The sequence below is a fragment of the Modestobacter sp. VKM Ac-2986 genome (assembly GCF_026967795.1).
Lineage (GTDB): Bacteria > Actinomycetota > Actinomycetes > Mycobacteriales > Geodermatophilaceae > Modestobacter.
The window spans coordinates 129,926-147,274 of record NZ_JAPVBH010000002.1; the positions used below are offsets into that span (position 1 = coordinate 129,926).

Here is a 17,349-nt window from a genome sequence, read left to right on the forward strand (position 1 = left end):
GGCAACGACCGTACTGCACCCCGCCCGGAGGCTCCCAATCCGCCGGATGCGGGCGCTCTGTGTAGCGGGATCCCCCGTTCGGGTCGCCTGACTGTCGCCGCTCCCGGAATCCACGTACTCTCCGTGACCAGAACGCTTCCGAACCGACGACAGTCAGTGAGCAGAGGGTCATGAGCACCGACTACTCCAGGGCGCTGGGCGCCCGCCTGCGAGCCATCCGCAACCAGCAGGGGCTGTCGTTGCAGGGCGTGGAGGACAAGTCCCACGGCCGATGGAAGGCCGTCGTGGTCGGCTCCTACGAGCGCGGCGACCGCGCGGTCACCGTGCAGCGACTGTCCGAGCTCGCCGTGTTCTACGGCGTCCCGGTCTCCGAGCTGCTGCCCGACCCGCGCCCCAGCTCGGCGGTGACCAAGAGCACCAAGATCGTGCTGAACCTGGAGTCGCTGGGCTCGCTGCCCGCCGACGAGGCCGGCCCGCTGGCCCGGTACGCCTCCACCATCCAGGCGCAGCGTCACGACTACAACGGCAAGGTGCTGTCGATCCGCGCCGAGGACCTCAAGTCGCTGGCGATCATCTACGACATGAGCCCCGACGAGCTGACCACCCGGCTCATCGAGTGGGGCGTGCTGTCCCCCGGCGCCGACGGCAGCATCTACGCCGACGCCGACGAGGACGAGGCGGCCAGCTACGGCGACCGCCGCCGCACCCCGCGCTGACCCCAGCGACCCCGAGAGGCCCCACCCGCACCGCGGGTGGGGCCTCTCGCGCGTTGCAGGCCGCCGCTGGATGGTCGACGCGTCAGATCTGCGATCTCGTGGCCACCTGGCCCCCGAGGCCACGAGATCGCAGAACTCACCGGCGTACCGACCGGCGGGCAGAGGGTGGCCTCAGCGCCGATGGTCTCCCGGCGGCAGACCGAACAGCGTCACCTCCACATCCGGCGCGAGCGCGTGCTGCACGTCGAAGGCGAGCGTCACCAGCTCGCGACCCGACTCCTCCTCGGCGCGGCGGCTCCCCTCCGTCTCGGGGAGGTCGTTGATCCACCGGTTGGAGAGGACGTGCCAGCCGTCCAGCCACCCGGTGAGCCGTTGCGACAGCTCCTCCGAGAGGCCGAGCTCCTCGGGCGTCATCTCCCACACGCCGGCGACGCCGGGCGACCGGTTGACCAGGATCGAGGAGTACCCGACGTCGACCTGGACGTCGATCACCGTGGGTGGACCCACGTACGGCTCACGGAACGGTGGGTCGGGGACTCGCGACCGGGCTCGCCGCTTGGCCATCCGCCGATCATGGCAGCGGCGTCGCCTCCACGACACCGAGTTCCTGTCCAACGGGGCCTGCCGAGTGGGCAGTTGCCGTGGCCGACTGCGGCGCGTCCGCCCGTGTCGGCGCCAGCAACTGTCCAGTCGGCTTCCCGTGAACGCGGACGGCCCACTCCGGGAGCCGGAGTGGGCCGTGGGCGTTCAGCGGTCGGGCTACGTGGGGATCTCGGCGCGGACGATGCCGCCGAGGACGCCGTTGACGTAGGACGGGCTGTCGTCGGTGGACAGCGTCTTGGCCAGCTCGACCGCCTCGTCGATGACCACGGCGTCGGGGACGTCGTCGACCCAGAGCAGCTCGTAGACCGCCATGCGCAGGATCGCGCGGTCGACGTCGGGCAGCCGGTCCAGCGACCAGCCCGAGGCGTGGGCCTCGATCAGCTCGTCGATCCGGGTCTGCTGCTCCACGACGCCCTCGACGAGCCGGACCGCGTGGTCGGGCACGGGCGGGTTGCCGTCGGCGACCCGGTCGCGCAGGACGGCGAGCGGGTCGCTGCGGCGGAGGTCGGCCTCGTAGAGGACGTCGACCGCGCGCTTGCGTGCCTTGGTGCGGGCTGCCACGAGGTCAGCTGACCCGGCCGAGGTAGCGGCCGTCGCGGGTGTCGATCTTCAGCTTCTCGCCGGTGGTGATGAACAGCGGGACCTGGACCTCCGCCCCGGTCTCCAGCGTCGCGGGCTTGGTGCCGCCGGTGGAGCGGTCGCCCTGCAGGCCCGGGTCGGTGTGCTGGACGACGAGCTCCATGGTGACCGGCAGCTCGACGTACAGCGGGGTGTCGTTGTGCACCGCCACCGTGACCTCGGTGTTCTCCAGCAGGTAGTCCGAGCCGCTGCCCAGGGTGGTGCCGGGCACGTAGATCTGCTCGAACGTGTCGCCGTCCATGAAGACGTAGTCGGTGCCGTCGGCGTAGAGGAACGTCATCGACCGCTTGTCGACGTTGGCCGTCTCGATCTTCAGGCCGGCGTTGAACGTGCGGTCGACGACCTTGCCCGACAGCACGTTCTTCAGGGTCGTGCGCACGAAGGCGCCGCCCTTGCCCGGCTTCACGTGCTGGAAGTCGGTGACGGTCCACAGCTGGCCGTCCAGGTTCAGGACGGTGCCGTTCTTGAGGTCGTTGGTGGTAGCCATCTAGAGGACCAGGAGTTCCTTGCTCGTGAGGGTCAACAACTCGGGCTCGTCGTCCGTGACGATCAAGGTGTCCTCGATCCGGACACCGCCGTGGCCGGGCAGGTACACCCCGGGCTCCACGGTGACGGCCATGCCAGCGGCCAGACTACCTGCGCCGAGCGCCGAGATGCCCGGAGCCTCGTGGATCTCCAGCCCCACCCCGTGCCCGAGGCCGTGCGTGAACTGCTCGCCGTGCCCGGCGGCGACGATGACGTCGCGGGCGGCGGCGTCCACCGCGGTGACGTCGGCGCCCACCGCCAGGGCTGCCCGGCCGGCCGCCTGGGAGGCCGCGACGAGCTCGTACACCTCGCGCTGCCAGTCCGCGGCGTGGCCCAGGACCAGGGTGCGGGTCATGTCGGAGTGGTAGCCGTCGACGGTGGCGCCGAAGTCCAGCTTGAGGAAGTCGCCGTCCCGCAGCTCGGTGGAGTCCGGGCGGTGGTGCGGGATCGCGGAGTTCGCACCGGCGGCCACGATCGTCTCGAAGCTGGGCGCCTGCGCGCCGAGGGTGAGCATCCGGGCGTCGAGCTCGCGACCCACCTCCAGCTCGGTGCGGCCCGGGCGCAGCGCCCCCTCGGCGGCCAGCTCGGCCAGCGCCTGGTCGGCCACCGCGCACGCCCGGCGCAGCGCCTCGACCTCGGTCTCGTCCTTGACCGCGCGCAGCGTCTCGACGGTGCGCCGGACGCTCACCAGCTCGACGGCGCGGCCGGCCTCGCCGATCAGCCCCTCGAGGCCGCGCAGCTCGTCGACGGTGACCACGTGGGACTCGTAGCCCAGCCGGGTCGCCCCGCCGGTCAGCGCGGCGCGGGCCAGCGCCGGCATCGTGGCCCGGTCGATCAGCAGCTCGACGTCGGGCACCTGGGCGCCGGCCTGGGTGGTGTACCGGCCGTCGGTACCGAGCAGGTCGCGGCCGTCGGTGCGCACCAGCAGCGCGCCGTTGGAGCCGGTGAACCCGGTCAGGTACCGCACGTTGAGCAGGTTGGTCACCAGGACGGCGTCCAGACCGTTCGCCGCTGCGGTCGCCCGCAGCCGCTCCCGGCGTCCGGCCTCGCGCTCGCTCATCGGGCTGCCTTCCCGGCCAGGTACCGCAGGGCCAGCTCGTAGCCCTGCACACCCAGGCCGACGATCGTGCCGTCGGCGACGGCGGAGACGTAGGAGTGGTGCCGGAACTCCTCGCGGGCGTGGATGTTGCTGATGTGCACCTCGACCAACGGGGCGGTCAGCCCGGCGAGCGCGTCGCGCAGCACGACCGACGTGTGCGACCAGCCGCCGGGGTTGACCACCACCGGGTCGCCGGCGTCGGCGGCGTCGTGCACCCAGCCGAGCAGCTCGGCCTCGGAGTCGGTCTGCCGGACGACGACGTCCAGCCCCAGCTCCGCGGCGGCGGCCTGGATCATCTCCACCAACTGCGCATGCGTGGTGTCGCCGTAGATCAGCGGCTCGCGGGTGCCGAGCCGGCCGAGGTTGGCACCGTTGAGCACCTGGATGGTCATGCGTCCTCCACTGCTGCCCAGGCGGCGTCGAGCCAGGCCTGGTCGGGGTCGGTCAGGATGCCGGGGCGGCCGAGCCCGTCGAGGACGACGAACCGCAGCGAGGCACCGCGGGCCTTCTTGTCCAGCCGCATGACCGCCTGCAGCTGCGCCCAGTCGCCGGCGTAGCGGGTGGGCAGGCCCATCGCCTCGACCAGCGCCCGATGCCGGTCGGCGTCGGTGCGGGACAGCCGCCCGGCCTGGACGGCGAGCTCGGCGGCGAACACCAGGCCCACCGCGACCGCCTCGCCGTGCCGCCAGCGGAAGTCCTCGACCCGCTCGATGGCGTGGGCGAGCGTGTGGCCGTAGTTGAGGAACTCGCGGCGGCCGGTGTCGTAGAGGTCCTCGCCGACCGCGTCGGCCTTGACCTGGACGGCGCGGGCGATGAGCTCGGCGGTGTCGGCGCGACCGGTCGGGTCGGCCTCCAGCAGGTCGAGCACCCGGCCGTCGGCGATGAAGCCGCACTTGACGACCTCGGCCAGACCGGAGCGGAACTCGGCCGCGGGCAAGCCGGCGAGGGAGTCGGTGTCGGCCAGGACGGCGATCGGCGGGTGGAAGGCGCCGACCAGGTTCTTGCCGGCCGCGGTGTTGATGCCGGTCTTCCCGCCGACCGCGGCGTCGACCATGCCCAGCAGGCTGGTGGGCACCTGCACGACGCGGACGCCGCGCAGCCAGGTGGCGGCGAGGAAGCCGGCGAGGTCGGTGACCGCTCCCCCACCGATGCCGACGACGGCGTCGGAGCGGGTGAGCCCGAGCCGGCCGAACTCCTCCCAGGTCCGGGCAGCGACCTCGGCGGTCTTGGCCGCCTCGCCGTCGGGCACGACGACCGCCTCGGCGGCGATCCCGGACTGCTGCAGGGTCTCCACCGCCGCGCCCGCGGCGGCGGCCAGCGCAGGGCTGTGCACGACCGCAGCACGCGCGGTGCCGTCGAGCACCAGCCCGAGCTCGACCTGCACACCGGGGCCGATGACGACGTCGTAGGGCCGGTCGCCGGCCACGGTGATCCGGTGCGCGGTCACGCGGCGGCCTGCACGGCGGCGAGCACGTCGGCGACGACGTCGTCGACGGGGCGGCCGGCGGTCGGGACGGTCACGGTGGACACCTCGGCGTAGAGCGGAGCGCGGGCCTCGAGCATGGTGCGCAGCATGGCGCGCGGGTTGACCGCCAGCAGCGGCCGGTCCCGGGACAGGCCCACCCGGGAGGCGGCGGAGGCGACGTCGACGTCCAGCCAGACGACGGTGCGGCCGGACGCGACGAGCAGCTGCCGGGTCGCCGGGCTGAGCACCGCTCCCCCGCCCAGTGCCAGCACCCCGTCGTGCTCGGCGAGCGCCCGGGCGACGGCCGCGGCCTCCAGCTCCCGGAAGTGCGGCTCCCCGTGGGTCACGAACAGGTCGGCCACCGTCGTCCCGGTGGCGGCCTCGACGTCGGCGTCGGTGTCCCGGAAGCCGACGCCGAGCGCGGCGGCGACGGCCGTGCCCACCGTCGTCTTGCCCGCCGCCGGCGGGCCGACGACCACGAGCACCGGGCCGGTCACCGGTAGGTCAGCGCGTCGAGGTAGCCCTGCACGTTGCGGCGGGTCTCGGGGACCGAGTCGCCGCCGAACTTCTCCAGCACCGCGTCGGCGAGCACCAGGGCGACCATCGCCTCCATCACCACGCTGCCGCGCGGGACGGCGCAGGCGTCGCTGCGCTGGTTGATCGCCACCGCGGCCTCGCCGGTGGCGGTGTCGACGGTGGCCAGCGCGCGGGGCACGGTGCTGATCGGCTTCATCGCCGCGCGCACCCGCAGCACCTCGCCGTTGGTCATGCCGCCCTCGATGCCCCCGGCGCGGTCGGTGCGCCGGGACAGCTGCCCGTCGGCGACGTCGATCTCGTCGTGGGCGACCGAGCCGCGGCGGCGGGCCGTGCCCAGACCGTCGCCGATCTCGACGGCCTTCACCGACTGCACGCCCATCAGCGCGCCGGCCAGCCGGGAGTCCAGCCGCCGGTCCCAGTGCACGTGGCTGCCCAGGCCCGGCGGCAGCCCGTGGACGACGACCTCGACCACGCCGCCCAGGGTGTCGCCGGACTTGCGGGCGTCGTCGATCTCGGCGGTCATCCGCGCGCTCGTCTCCGGGTCGGCGCAGCGCACCGGGTCCTCGTCGAGCCGCGGGTTGTCCTCGGGGCCGGGCAGCACACCGTCGGGGACGGTCACCGGGCCGATGCCGACCACGTGGCTGACCACCCGGACGCCGAGCACCTGGTGCAGGAACGCCTGGGCGACCGTGCCGAGCGCGACCCGGGCCGCGGTCTCCCGGGCGCTGGCGCGCTCCAGCACCGGGCGGGCGTCGTCGAAGCCGTACTTCTGCATGCCGGGCAGGTCGGCGTGGCCCGGGCGCGGGCGGGTGAGCGGGGCGTTGCGGGCCTGGCCGGCCAGCACCTCGGCGTCCACCGGGTCCGCGGACATCACGCTGGACCACTTGGGCCACTCGGTGTTGCCGACCTGGACCGCGATCGGCCCGCCCTGGGTCACCCCGTGCCGGACGCCGCCGGTGAGGGTGACGACGTCCTCCTCGAACTTCATCCGCGCACTGCGGCCGTGGCCCAGCCGGCGGCGGGCGAGCTGGGCGTCGAGGTCGGTGGTCTGCACCCGCACACCGGCGGGCAGCCCCTCCATGATCGCCGTGAGCTGCTGCCCGTGGGACTCGCCTGCGGTCAGCCAACGCAACATGCGCACGATCCTAGAAGGACCCCCTCGCCCCCCGTCCTTCGCAGGCTCAGGCCGGGCCCCTGCGAGGGGGCCGACAGCGGCAGGCCTGCAAGGGGCCGAGACAGGCGCGCCCAGCGAGGGGCCGACAGCGGCGGGCCCGCGAGGGCCGAGAGCCAGAGCCTCCGCCGGGGGCCGGTCAGGACGGTGCGGCGAGGGCCAGGGCGACGTAGGTGCCGGCGAGGAGGGGTGGGCCGAAGGCGACCGCAGTGCGCCAGCCGGCGCGGCCCAGCGCCATGAGCAGGAGCGAGCCGAGGGCGCCGATCAGCAGGCCGGCGAACACCCCGGTGAGCAGGACGTCCCAGCCGGACCGGCCGAGCACCAGCCCGATCAGGCCGAGCAGTTTCACGTCCCCGCCGCCGAACCCACGCGGCTGCACCAGCCGGGCGGCGGTGCCCAGCAGGTACGCGCCCGCCCCTGCGGCCACCGCCCGCAGCAGCGCACCCCACGGACCGACGACGGCCGCGTCGACGACCAGCACGGCGGCACAGACTGCGACCGCGGGGAAGGTGACCCGGTCGGGCAGCCGGTGGCTGGCCAGGTCGACCCCGGCCAGGACGACGGCCGCTCCCCCGAACCAGGCCAGCGCCAGCACCGCGGGACGGTCCCCGGCCAGCACCGGCGCGGCACCGACCGCCGCGGCCGACAGCAGGCAGGTGAGCAGCACCCGGGCAGGTGCGGGCCGCGCCGCCGGGTCCCGGGTGGCCAGCCGGACGGTGACGGCGGCCAGCCACGGGCCCAGCGCCAGCCCCACGGCCGCGAACAGCCAGGTCACGGCGCTGGGGTCAGGCGTCCAGCGCGGCGCGCATGGCCTCGATCGGGGCGGGGTGACCGGTCATCAGCTCGACCTGGGCGGTGGCCTGCCAGAAGAGCACCTCGAGCCCGCTGATGGTGCGGCCCCCGGCCTCGGCCACCCGCTGCGCGAGCGGGGTGGGCCAGCCGGCGTAGAGGACGTCGAGCACGGTCTGCCCGCGCCACCAGGCCAGCTCGGCGACGGCGGGCTGCCCGGACACCGGCACGGTGCTCACCACGACCGGGGCGGTGAGCGTGCCGGTGCGGTCCAGCCGCTGCACGTCGGCGGTCACCCCGAGCGCGCCGAGCACCCGCAGCAGGTCTGCGGCGCGGGCCGGCTCCCGGACGACGACGTCGACGTGCTGCGCCCCCAGCGACGCCAGCGCGGTCACCGCGGCGGCCGCGGTCCCGCCGGCACCGAGGACGGCGGCGTGCTCGACCTGCTCGACGCCACCGAGCTGCAGCGCCATGCCCACGCCGGCGACGTCGGTGTTCTCTGCGCGCCACCCGGTGCCGGCGCGCACGAGGGTGTTCGCCGCACCCAGCAGCCGGGGCAGCAGCTCGACTTCGTCGGCGACCGCGACGGCCGCCTGCTTGCAGGGCATGGTGACCGAGAAGCCGCGCCACTCCGGGCCGAGCCCGGCCAGCAGCACCGGGAGGTCCTCGGCACCCACGTCGAGGGCGTCGTAGGTCCAGTCGTCGAGCCCGAGCGCGGCGTAGGCCGCCCGGTGCAGCAGCGGGGACAGGGAGTGGCCGACGGGCCGGCCGAGGACTGCTGCCCTCATGCCGGCCCGCCCGCGGGAGCTGGTGTCACCTGGTGCGACCTCAGTTGCCCGGGTTGTCCCGGAGCCACTGCTGGAACAGCAGCACGTTGGCCTGGTGCTCCTCGCCGGTGTTGGCGAACCGGGTCTCGCCGGTGTCCGGGTTGGTCACGACGAAGAACAGCCAGTCGCCCGGCGTCGGGTTCAGGGTCGCCTTGATGGCGTCCTCACCGGGGTTGCTGATCGCGCCGGGCGGGAGCCCGTCGTTGGCGTAGGTGTTGTAGGGCGAGGGGTTGGCCCGGTCCTCGGCCGTGGTGGTCACGCCGGCCTTGCCGTTGGCGTAGTTGACCGTGGTGTCCAGCTGCAGCCGCATGCCCTGGGCGATGCGGTTGTCCAGCACCCGGGCGACCTTGCCCATGTCCTCGACGGAGCCGGCCTCGGCCTGCACGATGCTGGCCTCGGTCAGCACCCGCAGCCGCTGGTCGGCGGGGATCTGCAGGCCGGTGAGCACCTGGTCGGTGCGGGCGACCATCTGGCTGAGCACCTGCACGGCGGTCTGGCCGGGCTCGATGTCGTAGGTGGCCGGGAACAGGAAGCCCTCGACCAGCCCGTTGGCGTAGGCAGGCAGGCCGATCGCCGCGGTGTCCGCGCGCGCGGCCTCGAAGTCCGCGAGCGGGATCTCGGTGCCGTCGGCCAGCCGCTGCAGGACGGCGGTGGCGGTCAGCCCCTCGGGGACGGTCACCCGGCTGACCACGCGGGAGGTCGGGTCGAGCAGCAGCTCCAGCGCGGCCTGGCCGGACATCTGCGACCGGAGGTCGTAGACGCCGGGCTGGATGCCGGCGGCGGCCGGGTTGGCGGCCGCGGCGTCCTCGAACGGCCCGGTGGAGGCGATGACGTCGGCGCCGACCAGCGTGGTGCCGATGGTGCGCAGCGAGTCGCCGTCGTTGACCCGCACCTGCACGGTGCCGGTACCGGCGCCCGGGTAGTCCTCGGCCATCGGGTTGAGCGTGTTCCACAGCGTCCGGCCGCCGACGACGGCGCCGGCGATGATCCCGACGAGCACCAGCAGCGACAGGACCACGATCACCGGTCCGCGGCGCCGGCGACGGGGCCGGCCGGAGCCGCGCCCACCGCTGCCGCCACGACCACCACGCCCACCGCGGCCGCCACGGCCACCGGAGGAGCCGTCGTCGTGGTGGTCGTCGTGGTGGTCGTCGTGGTGGTCGTCGTGGTGGTGGTCGTCGTGGTCCCCGGCGATGACCTCGAGGCCACCGGTCTCGTCGAACACCGTCGCCGGACCGGTGTGGTCGTCGTGACCGTGCTCGTCGTACCGGTGGTCGTCGTACGGGTGGTCGTCGTGCCCGTGGTCGCGGTCGTCGTGGTGCCGGAGGTCGGCCGGTGACCAGTCGTCGTGCGAGTCGTGCTCGTCGTGCGGGTCGATCGCGCGCAGGTCGCCGGCCGGTGCCGGGTGTGCCTGGGTGGCGAGGTCGTCGAACCGCTGCCGCGGGTGGCCACCGGTCGGGTGCGTCTCGGCGAACAGCGCGGCCAGCGAGGCCGCCCCGGTCACGACGGGCTGGTGGGCGGGCGCGGCGTCTCGGGCGGGCGCCCCGCCGGACCGGTCGGCAGGGTTGCGCTCGGTCGTCGGGCGGGGGGCGGGGACGCGGCGGCCACCGACGGGGACGGCACCGGTCGGGTCGCCGGCGACGACGGCGGGCACCGCGGGCGCGGCGGCGGACATCTCGGTGGTGCGGGGGGCGGCGGCCCGGACGAAGCCGACCGAGGTCTGCGCGGGCGCGGGGGCCGGCGGCAGCGGACGGCGGGTGGCGCCGGGTCGGCCGAGGCCGAAGGAGCTCACGTCCAGGCCGGCGGCGGCCAGGCCGATGTCGGCCATGCCCGCGGCGTCGAGCCCGGTGATCTCGACGTCGGCGACGTCGACGGCGGACCGTCCGGGGAGCACCTGGACTCCGGTGCCCTCGGTCTCGGGGGCACGGCGGCGGCGCCGGGTGGCGTCGGCGTGGTCGTCGGTGAGCTGCACCGTCGAGGCGCCGTTCCAGGTGGCGAGCAGCTCGGCGGCGGACCGGCCGCCGTCGGCTGAGGAGTGGCGGCCGCGGGCGCGCGGCTGCTCCGGGTCCGTCATGAGCGGGGCCCCCTGGCGTCGTGGCCGGTCCGTGGTCGCCCGTCGAGGTGGCTCTGCAGGATGACCACCGCGGCTGCCTGGTCGATGACCGAGCGCTGGTTGCGGGCGGTGATGCCCCCGGCGCGCAGGTGACTCGCAGCGGTCACGGTGGAGAGCCTCTCGTCGACGAGGTGCACCGGGACCTCCCCGATGCGACTGGCCAGGGCTTCAGCGTATGCACTGGCATCTCTTGCCGACGCGCCCGACGCACCGGACAGGTGCTTCGGCAGTCCCACCACCACCTCCACCACCTCTTCTGTCACAACCAGCTCAGCGAGGCGGTCCAAGTCGCTCTGGTCCTTGGCGCGACGCAGGGTCACCAGCGGGCTGGCGAGCATCCCGGTGGTGTCGGAGACGGCCACCCCGACCCGCACCGTGCCGACGTCGACGCCCAGCCGGCGGCCCGGCAGCCAGGCCGGTGCGGCGTCCTCAGCGGTCATCGTCGTCGGCCTCGTCCAGGGCCGCCGGCCGGGGACGATCGGCGTCGGGCACGCGGGGCGGGTACGCGCCGAGCCGCAGCTGCCCGGTCTCCGGTGCCGCCGGTGGCGCGCCCGGGTCGCGGGCGGGCTGCACCGGGAGCTGCTCCGTGCGCGGCGCGGCCGGTCGCGGCTCACCGGGACGCTGCGCGCCCCCCAGCTGCATCGGGGGCAGCGGGAAGGGCACCCGCTCGGTGCGGTGCTGCCCGTCGCCGGCGTCGGTCGCCGACGGCACGGGTGCGGGCACCGGTGGCCGCCCGGACCTCCTGGTCCGCTGCTCCGCCGGTCCCTCGTCCGTGCCGTCAGTACCGCTCACGTCGTGGCCACTCCGATCGTCTGCTCGACCGCCGCCAGCGCGGCGGGGATGCCGTCGGGCTCGGTGCCGCCGCCCTGGGCGACGTCCGCCTTGCCACCGCCACGACCGCCGACGGCCGGGGAGGCCGCCTTCAGCAGGTCGTTGGCCGACAGTCCGCGCTGCTGCGCCGCGGGGTTGACCGCGGCGATGAGGGCCACCTTGCCATCGGAGGCCGAGGCCAGCACGACGACGGCGGGCTGCTCACCGAGGCGGCCGCGGACGTCGAGGGCGAGACCGCGCAGGTCACCGCCGGACAGGCCGGCCGGCGAGGCGGTGACGACGGCGACCCCGCCGATGTCCTCCGCCGACGCGGCGAGGTCACCGGCGGCGGCCAGCGTCTGCTTGCCGCGCAGGTCGGCGAGCTCGCGGTCGGCGTCGCGGAGCCGGCCGAGCATGCCGCTGACCCGGTCGACGATCCCGTCCTGCGGTGTCTTGAGCAGGTCGGCCAGCTGGCGGACCAGGTCGCGCTCGCGGGCCAGGTACCGGAAGCCCTCCAGGCCGACGGCGGCCTCGACGCGGCGGGCGCCGGAGCCGACCGAGCTCTCCGCGGTCAGCGCGAGGGTGCCGATCTGGGCGCTGCCGCGCACGTGGGTGCCACCACAGAGCTCACGCGACCACTCGCCGCCGATCTCCACGACGCGCACCTGCTCGCCGTAGGTCTCGCCGAACAGCGCGATCGCGCCGAACTCGCGGGCCTCGGGCAGCGTCATGTACAGCGCGCGCACGCCGTGGTCGGCGCGGACGGCGGCGTTGGCGACGTCCTCGATGTCCAGCCGCTGCTGGGCGGTGAGCGCGCCCTGCCAGGCGAAGTCCAGCCGCAGGTACCCGGGCCGGTTGTAGGAGCCGGACTGCAGGGCCTGCGGGCCGAGCACCTGGCGCAGCGCGGCGTGCACCACGTGGGTGCCCGAGTGCGCCTGGCAGGCCGACAGCCGCCACTCGCGGTCCACCTGGGCGTGCAGCTCGGTGCCGGCGCGCAGCTCGCCCTCGAGCACCCGCACCTGGTGGGCGACCAGGCCCTTGACCGGGCGCTGGACGTCGATGACCTCGGCGCGGCCGCCGTCCCAGGTCAGCTCGCCTGCGTCGGCGACCTGGCCACCGGACTCGGCGTAGAACGGCGTGCGGTCCAGGACCACGCGGGTGAGCTCGCCGGGGCCGACGACCGGCTCGCCGGCGTCGTCCTCATCGACCACGGCGAGGACCCGCGACTGCGTGTGCAGCGCGTCGTAGGCCCGCCAGTCGGTGGGGCCGTGCTCGGCCAGCAGCCGGCGGTAGGCCAGGACGTCGACCGAGCCGGTGCGCTTGGCGCGGGCGTCGGCGCGGGCGCGGTCGCGCTGCTCCTTCATCAGGGCGCGGAAGCCGGCCTCGTCGACGGTCACGCCCTGCTCGGCGGCCATCTCCAGGGTGACGTCGATCGGGAAGCCGTAGGTGTCGTGCAGCGAGAACGCCTGCTCCCCCGACAGCGCCGGGGTGCCGGCCTTCTTCGCGGTGCTCACCGCGGTGTCGAACAGCGTCGTCCCGGCGACGAGGGTGCGCCGGAACGCCTCCTCCTCGGCGTACGCGGTGCCGGAGATGCGGGCGAAGTCGGTGACCAGCTCGGGGTAGCTGGCGCCCATCGCGTCGCGGGAGACCGGCAGCAGCTCGGGCAGCGTCGGCTCGTCGACGCCGAGCAGCTTCATCGACCGCACCGCGCGGCGCAGCAGCCGGCGCAGGATGTAGCCACGGCCCTCGTTGCCGGGGGTGACGCCGTCGCCGATGAGCATCAGCCCGCTGCGCACGTGGTCGGCGACCACGCGCAGCCGGACGTCGGTCTCGTGGTCGGCGCCGTAGCGCACGCCGGCGAGGTCGGCGGCGCGGTGCAGCACCGGGGCGACCTGGTCGATCTCGTACATGTTGTCGACGCCCTGCAGCAGGAAGGCCACCCGCTCCAGGCCCATGCCGGTGTCGATGTTCTTCTTCGGCAGCTCGCCGAGGATCGGGTAGTCCTTGCCCTCCCCCGGCCCCCGCTCGTACTGCATGAAGACGAGGTTCCAGATCTCCAGGAACCGGTCACCGGTCGGGTCCACCGCCGGGCCGCCGTCCGGGCCGTAGGCCGGGCCGCGGTCGTAGTGGATCTCCGAGCAGGGGCCCGCCGGGCCGGCCGCACCGGTGTCCCAGTAGTTGTCGTCCTTGCCGCGGCGCTGGATCCGCTCGGCCGGCACGTAGGCCCGCCACGCCTCGAACGCCTCGTCGTCGTCGAGGTAGACCGTCGGCCAGATCCGGTCGGCCTCCAGGCCCAGGCCGCCGTCGGCGACGGCGCCGGTGACCAGGTCCCAGGCGAAGGCGATCGCCTCGGCCTTGAAGTAGTCGCCGAAGGAGAAGTTGCCGTTCATCTGGAAGAACGTGCCGTGCCGGGTGGTCTTGCCCACCTCCTCGATGTCGAGGGTGCGCACGCACTTCTGCACGCTGGTGGCCCGCGGGTAGGGCGCGGGCTCCCGGCCGGTCAGGTACGGGATGAAGGGCACCATCCCGGCGACGGTGAACAGCAGCGAGGGGTCCGGGGACACCAGCGAGGCGCTGGGGACGACGGTGTGCCCGCGCTGCTCGAAGTGCGCCAGGAAGCGGCGGCGGATCTCAGCGGTCTGCATGGGGGTCTCCTGCGAGCGCGGCCCGGCCCGTCGAGGACCGGGCCGCGGGGTGGGTGGAGGGGCTCAGCTGTCCGCGGCGTGCGCGCCGCGGCGGGGCAGCGCGTCGGGCAGCGCGTCGCGGTCGGGCAGCGGGGCGTCGAGCCCGGTGCCCGAGCGCAGCTCGTCCTCCCGGGCGGCGGCGGCCGCGCGGACGTCGGCGCCGAAGTCACCGATCGCGTCGGCCAGGTCGCGCAGGCCCTCGGCCAGCTGGCCGGCGATGCCCTGCGGGGTCAGCTTCTCCGCGGTGCGGGACAGCTTGCGCACGACGAGGGCGCCGATGGTGATGCCCATGGCGAGCCAGAACAGCCGGCGCATCAGGCGGCCCGCCGCGACTCACGACGGGAGCGGCGCTCGTCCTTGGCCGACCGCTGGGCGGTCGCCAGGGCCGCACCCTCGCGCTTCTTCTTGGCCGCGGTGCGCACGCCGTAGCTGAACGCGGCGACCTTGATCAGCGGGCTGCCCAGCGTGGCGGCGAAGACCGACGTCAGCGCGGCCACGTTGGAGGAGACGTTGGCGGCGTTGCCGGTGATGTCGTCCACGCGCTCGAGGTTGGCGTTGACGTGGGTGACCGTCGTCGACGCCTGGCTGAGGATGGGCTGGCTCTGCTCCCGGACCTGCCGGATGGTCAGCGTCGTCTCGTCCAGCGTGCGCCCGAGCTTGAGCAGCGGCACCGCCAACAGGACGACCAGCAGCACCACGGCGATGGCTGCGATCAGCCCAGCGATCTCTCCTGCGGACACTCGAGGGTCCCCTTCGTCGTCTCGTGCACGGCCCCGGCGGGTGTCCACCGGTCGCGCAACACTAGCCGCCGACGTCCCGGCCGGGCGTCGCCGTCGGGGACGGCGGTCAGCGACGGCGGACGATCGCCCGGAGCTTGGCCAGCCGCGCACCGATCTGGGACTCCGCGCCGCGGCCGGTGGGCCGGTAGTAGTCGCGGCCCACGAGGGCGTCCGGCGGGTACTGCTGCGGCACGACGCCGTCGGGGTGGGCGTGCGGGTAGACGTAGGTCGCGCCGTGGCCGAGCTTCTTGGCCCCGGCGTAGTGGGCGTCGCGCAGCCCCGGGGGCACCGGCCCGGCCAGCCCGGCGCGGACGTCGGCCACCGACTCCCCGATCGCCACGGTGATCGCCCCGGACTTCGGGGCGGTGGCCAGGTGGACGACGGCCTGGGCGAGCGGGAAGTGCCCCTCGGGCATCCCGATGAAGGCCACCGCGTCGGCGGCGGCGACCGCGGTGACCAGCGCGGTGGGGTCGGCCATGCCGATGTCCTCACTCGCCGAGATCACCAGCCGGCGGGCGATGAAGCGCGGGTCCTCCCCCGCCTCGACCATCCGCGCCAGGTAGTGCAGGGCGGCGTCGACGTCGCTGCCGCGGATGCTCTTGATCAGCGCGCTGGCGATGTCGTAGTGCTGGTCACCGGAGCGGTCGTAGCGCACCGCCGCCTGGGCGACGGCGGTCTCCAGCGTGGCGAGGTCCAGCACCGTGCTGCCGATGGCGCGGGCGGCCCCGGCGCCGGACTCCAGTGCGGTCAGCGCCTTGCGGGCGTCGCCCCCGGCCACCCGGAGCAGGTGCTCCTCTGCCTCCTCGGTGAGCGTCACGGCGCCGGCCAGGCCGCGGTCGCTGGTCAGCGCCCGGCGCAGCACCGCCCGGACGTCGTCGTCGCCCAACGGCTGCAGGGCCAGCACCAGGCTGCGGGACAGCAGCGGGCTGACCACGGAGAAGAACGGGTTCTCGGTGGTCGCGGCGATCAGGCTGACGATCCGGTCCTCGACGGCGGACAGCAGCGAGTCCTGCTGGGTCTTGGAGAACCGGTGGACCTCGTCGATGAACAGCACGGTGCGCCGGCCGGCGTGGGTGAGCTCGCGCTTGGCGGTGGCGATGACCGCCCGCACCTCCTTCACCCCGGCGTCCAGTGCCGAGAGCTGCACGAAGGAGCGCTTGGTGGCCAGCGAGATGACGTGCGCCAGGGTCGTCTTGCCGGTGCCGGGCGGGCCGTAGAGCACCAGCGACATCGGCTCGTCGGCCTCGACCAGCCGGCGCAGCGGGGCGCGCGGGCCGAGCAGGTGCGTCTGGCCGACCACCTCGTCCAGCGAGCGCGGGCGCATCCGCACCGCCAGCGGGGCGCCCCAGTCGACCGGTGCCGCCGCCGGGTCGGCCTCGGCGTCGGCGAACAGCCCCTCGCCGAACAGCCCGGCGTCCCCTGCGGTCACGGTTGCGAAGTTACCCGCGGGGCACGACAGCCCCGACCACCTGATCCCGAGCGCGAAGGCCTCCCCATGCAGCAGCGCACGATCGGCAACGCCACCGTCGGCACCGTCTCCCTCGGCGCGGTCGGCCTGGGCGCCATGCCCCTGTCCACGAAGTCCGACCGCCCCTCCCCCGCCGACGCCGAGGCGGTCGTGCACGCGGCCCTCGACGCCGGGGTGACCCTCATCGACACCGCGGACGCCTACGCCGCCGACGAGCGGGAGTTCGGCCACAACGAAGAGGCCGTCGCCCGGGCGCTGGCCTCCTACGGCGGCTCCACCGACAGCGTCCTGGTGGCGACCAAGGGCGGGCACACCCGCCGGGGCAGCGACTGGGAGATCGACGGGTCGCCGGCCTACCTGCGCAGCGCCTGCGAGGGCTCGCTCCGCCGGCTCGGCGTGGAGCAGATCGGGCTGTACCAGTACCACCGGCCCGACCCCACCGTGCCGTGGGAGGACACCATGGGCGCGCTGCGCGAGCTGGTGGACGCCGGGAAGGTGCGGATGGCCGGCATCTCCAACGCCGACATCGGCCAGATCGACTCCGCCCGGGCGATCGTGGGCGACGCGCTGGTGAGCGTGCAGAACCAGTTCTCCCCCGGCTGGCGCTCCTCGGCCGACGAGCTCGCCCACTGCGCCGCCGTCGGCCTGGCGTTCCTGCCGTGGAGCCCGTTCGGCGGTGTCGGTGCCGCCAAGTCGCTGGGCTCGACGGCCGCGGAGTTCGGTGCCGTCGCCGACGAGCTCGGCGTCTCGGTGCACCAGGTGACCATCGCGTGGCACCTGGCCCAGGCCGACGTCGTGCTGCCCATCCCCGGTGCCAGCCGCCCGGAGTCCATCACCGACAGCGCGAAGGGCGCCGACCTCCAGCTGTCGGCCGAGCACCTCGCCCGCCTGAACGCAGCCTGACCCGCACCGCCCGCCGCCGAGTGGGCAGTTGCAGTCGTCGATACGCGACGACACGCTCGTTACAGCGACTGCAACTGTCCACTCGGCTGGCGATCTACACAGCGGAGACCCTCATCCACAGATCGAGGCCCCTGGTTCCACCGCAGGTCAGCGACGAACGATCGTCGGCGGATGGTCGTCAGCAGGCTCGCACCCACGTACACCGTCCACGCAGCCCGGGC

19 protein-coding genes are annotated in these 17,349 nt (G+C 74.5%); 2 read left to right on the forward strand and 17 right to left on the reverse strand.

Features of this window, described 5'->3' with window-relative positions; translation table 11 throughout:
• Positions 1–170 precede the first annotated feature (170 nt).
• The gene (gene bldD / locus O2W14_RS04865) at positions 171–716 is read left to right on the forward strand and encodes a transcriptional regulator BldD (RefSeq protein WP_269174953.1); all 546 of its coding nucleotides are present in this window, start codon (positions 171–173) and stop codon (positions 714–716) included.
• A gap of 171 nt (positions 717–887) precedes the next feature.
• On the opposite strand, the gene O2W14_RS04870 is transcribed toward bldD, so the two are convergent.
• The 17 genes from O2W14_RS04870 to O2W14_RS04950 form a co-directional block, all read right to left on the reverse strand.
• The gene (locus tag O2W14_RS04870; protein ID WP_269174954.1) at positions 888–1,223 is read right to left on the reverse strand and encodes a hypothetical protein; all 336 of its coding nucleotides are present in this window, start codon (positions 1,221–1,223) and stop codon (positions 888–890) included.
• Positions 1,224–1,475: 252 nt separating this feature from the next.
• A complete protein-coding gene (gene nusB / locus O2W14_RS04875; protein ID WP_269174955.1) occupies positions 1,476–1,880 on the reverse strand; it encodes a transcription antitermination factor NusB in 405 nt (134 codons plus the stop codon).
• A 4-nt stretch (positions 1,881–1,884) separates the two neighbouring features.
• Positions 1,885–2,445: an elongation factor P gene (efp, locus tag O2W14_RS04880; protein WP_269174956.1), complete on the reverse strand. Its 561-nt coding sequence runs from the start codon at positions 2,443–2,445 to the stop codon at positions 1,885–1,887.
• The gene (locus tag O2W14_RS04885) at positions 2,446–3,543 is read right to left on the reverse strand and encodes a M24 family metallopeptidase (protein ID WP_269174957.1); all 1,098 of its coding nucleotides are present in this window, start codon (positions 3,541–3,543) and stop codon (positions 2,446–2,448) included.
• A complete protein-coding gene (gene aroQ, locus O2W14_RS04890; protein WP_269174958.1) occupies positions 3,540–3,974 on the reverse strand; it encodes a type II 3-dehydroquinate dehydratase in 435 nt (144 codons plus the stop codon). Before aroQ ends, O2W14_RS04885 begins: the two co-directional genes overlap by 4 nt.
• Positions 3,971–5,029 (reverse strand): 3-dehydroquinate synthase, encoded by a 1,059-nt coding sequence (gene aroB / locus O2W14_RS04895; protein WP_269174959.1) that lies wholly within the window; start codon positions 5,027–5,029, stop codon positions 3,971–3,973. The genes aroQ and aroB overlap by 4 nt, the downstream gene beginning before the upstream one ends.
• Entirely contained in the window at positions 5,026–5,544 is a 519-nt protein-coding gene (locus O2W14_RS04900; RefSeq protein ID WP_269174960.1) for a shikimate kinase, read from the reverse strand. Before O2W14_RS04900 ends, aroB begins: the two co-directional genes overlap by 4 nt.
• On the reverse strand, positions 5,541–6,719 hold the full coding sequence (gene aroC, locus O2W14_RS04905) for a chorismate synthase (protein WP_269174961.1): 1,179 nt from the start codon (positions 6,717–6,719) through the stop codon (positions 5,541–5,543). Before aroC ends, O2W14_RS04900 begins: the two co-directional genes overlap by 4 nt.
• A 175-nt stretch (positions 6,720–6,894) precedes the next feature.
• The gene (locus tag O2W14_RS04910) at positions 6,895–7,530 is read right to left on the reverse strand and encodes a prepilin peptidase (protein WP_269174962.1); all 636 of its coding nucleotides are present in this window, start codon (positions 7,528–7,530) and stop codon (positions 6,895–6,897) included.
• Positions 7,531–7,540: 10 nt separating this feature from the next.
• Positions 7,541–8,332 (reverse strand): shikimate dehydrogenase, encoded by a 792-nt coding sequence (locus O2W14_RS04915; protein ID WP_269174963.1) that lies wholly within the window; start codon positions 8,330–8,332, stop codon positions 7,541–7,543.
• Between the two features lie 40 nt (positions 8,333–8,372).
• Positions 8,373–10,445, reverse strand: a complete 2,073-nt coding sequence (gene mltG / locus O2W14_RS04920) for an endolytic transglycosylase MltG (RefSeq protein ID WP_269174964.1) — start codon at positions 10,443–10,445, stop codon at positions 8,373–8,375.
• Positions 10,442–10,924 (reverse strand): Holliday junction resolvase RuvX, encoded by a 483-nt coding sequence (gene ruvX / locus O2W14_RS04925; RefSeq protein WP_269174965.1) that lies wholly within the window; start codon positions 10,922–10,924, stop codon positions 10,442–10,444. Before ruvX ends, mltG begins: the two co-directional genes overlap by 4 nt.
• Positions 10,914–11,207 (reverse strand): hypothetical protein, encoded by a 294-nt coding sequence (locus O2W14_RS04930; RefSeq protein WP_269174966.1) that lies wholly within the window; start codon positions 11,205–11,207, stop codon positions 10,914–10,916. Before O2W14_RS04930 ends, ruvX begins: the two co-directional genes overlap by 11 nt.
• A 65-nt stretch (positions 11,208–11,272) precedes the next feature.
• Positions 11,273–13,939 carry an alanine--tRNA ligase gene (alaS, locus tag O2W14_RS04935; RefSeq protein ID WP_269174967.1) on the reverse strand — a complete coding sequence of 889 codons (2,667 nt, stop codon included), beginning with the start codon at positions 13,937–13,939 and terminating at the stop codon, positions 11,273–11,275.
• 63 nt (positions 13,940–14,002) lie between these two features.
• Positions 14,003–14,293: a hypothetical protein gene (locus O2W14_RS04940; RefSeq protein ID WP_269174968.1), complete on the reverse strand. Its 291-nt coding sequence runs from the start codon at positions 14,291–14,293 to the stop codon at positions 14,003–14,005.
• Positions 14,293–14,718: a DUF948 domain-containing protein gene (locus tag O2W14_RS04945; protein WP_163612888.1), complete on the reverse strand. Its 426-nt coding sequence runs from the start codon at positions 14,716–14,718 to the stop codon at positions 14,293–14,295. The genes O2W14_RS04940 and O2W14_RS04945 overlap by 1 nt, the downstream gene beginning before the upstream one ends.
• Before the next feature lie 106 nt (positions 14,719–14,824).
• Positions 14,825–16,186, reverse strand: a complete 1,362-nt coding sequence (locus tag O2W14_RS04950) for a replication-associated recombination protein A (protein WP_269174969.1) — start codon at positions 16,184–16,186, stop codon at positions 14,825–14,827.
• A gap of 66 nt (positions 16,187–16,252) precedes the next feature.
• Here O2W14_RS04950 and O2W14_RS04955 point away from each other — a divergent pair, with 66 nt between their 5' ends.
• On the forward strand, positions 16,253–17,128 hold the full coding sequence (locus O2W14_RS04955) for an aldo/keto reductase (protein ID WP_269174970.1): 876 nt from the start codon (positions 16,253–16,255) through the stop codon (positions 17,126–17,128).
• The last annotated feature ends 221 nt before the right edge of the window (positions 17,129–17,349 follow it).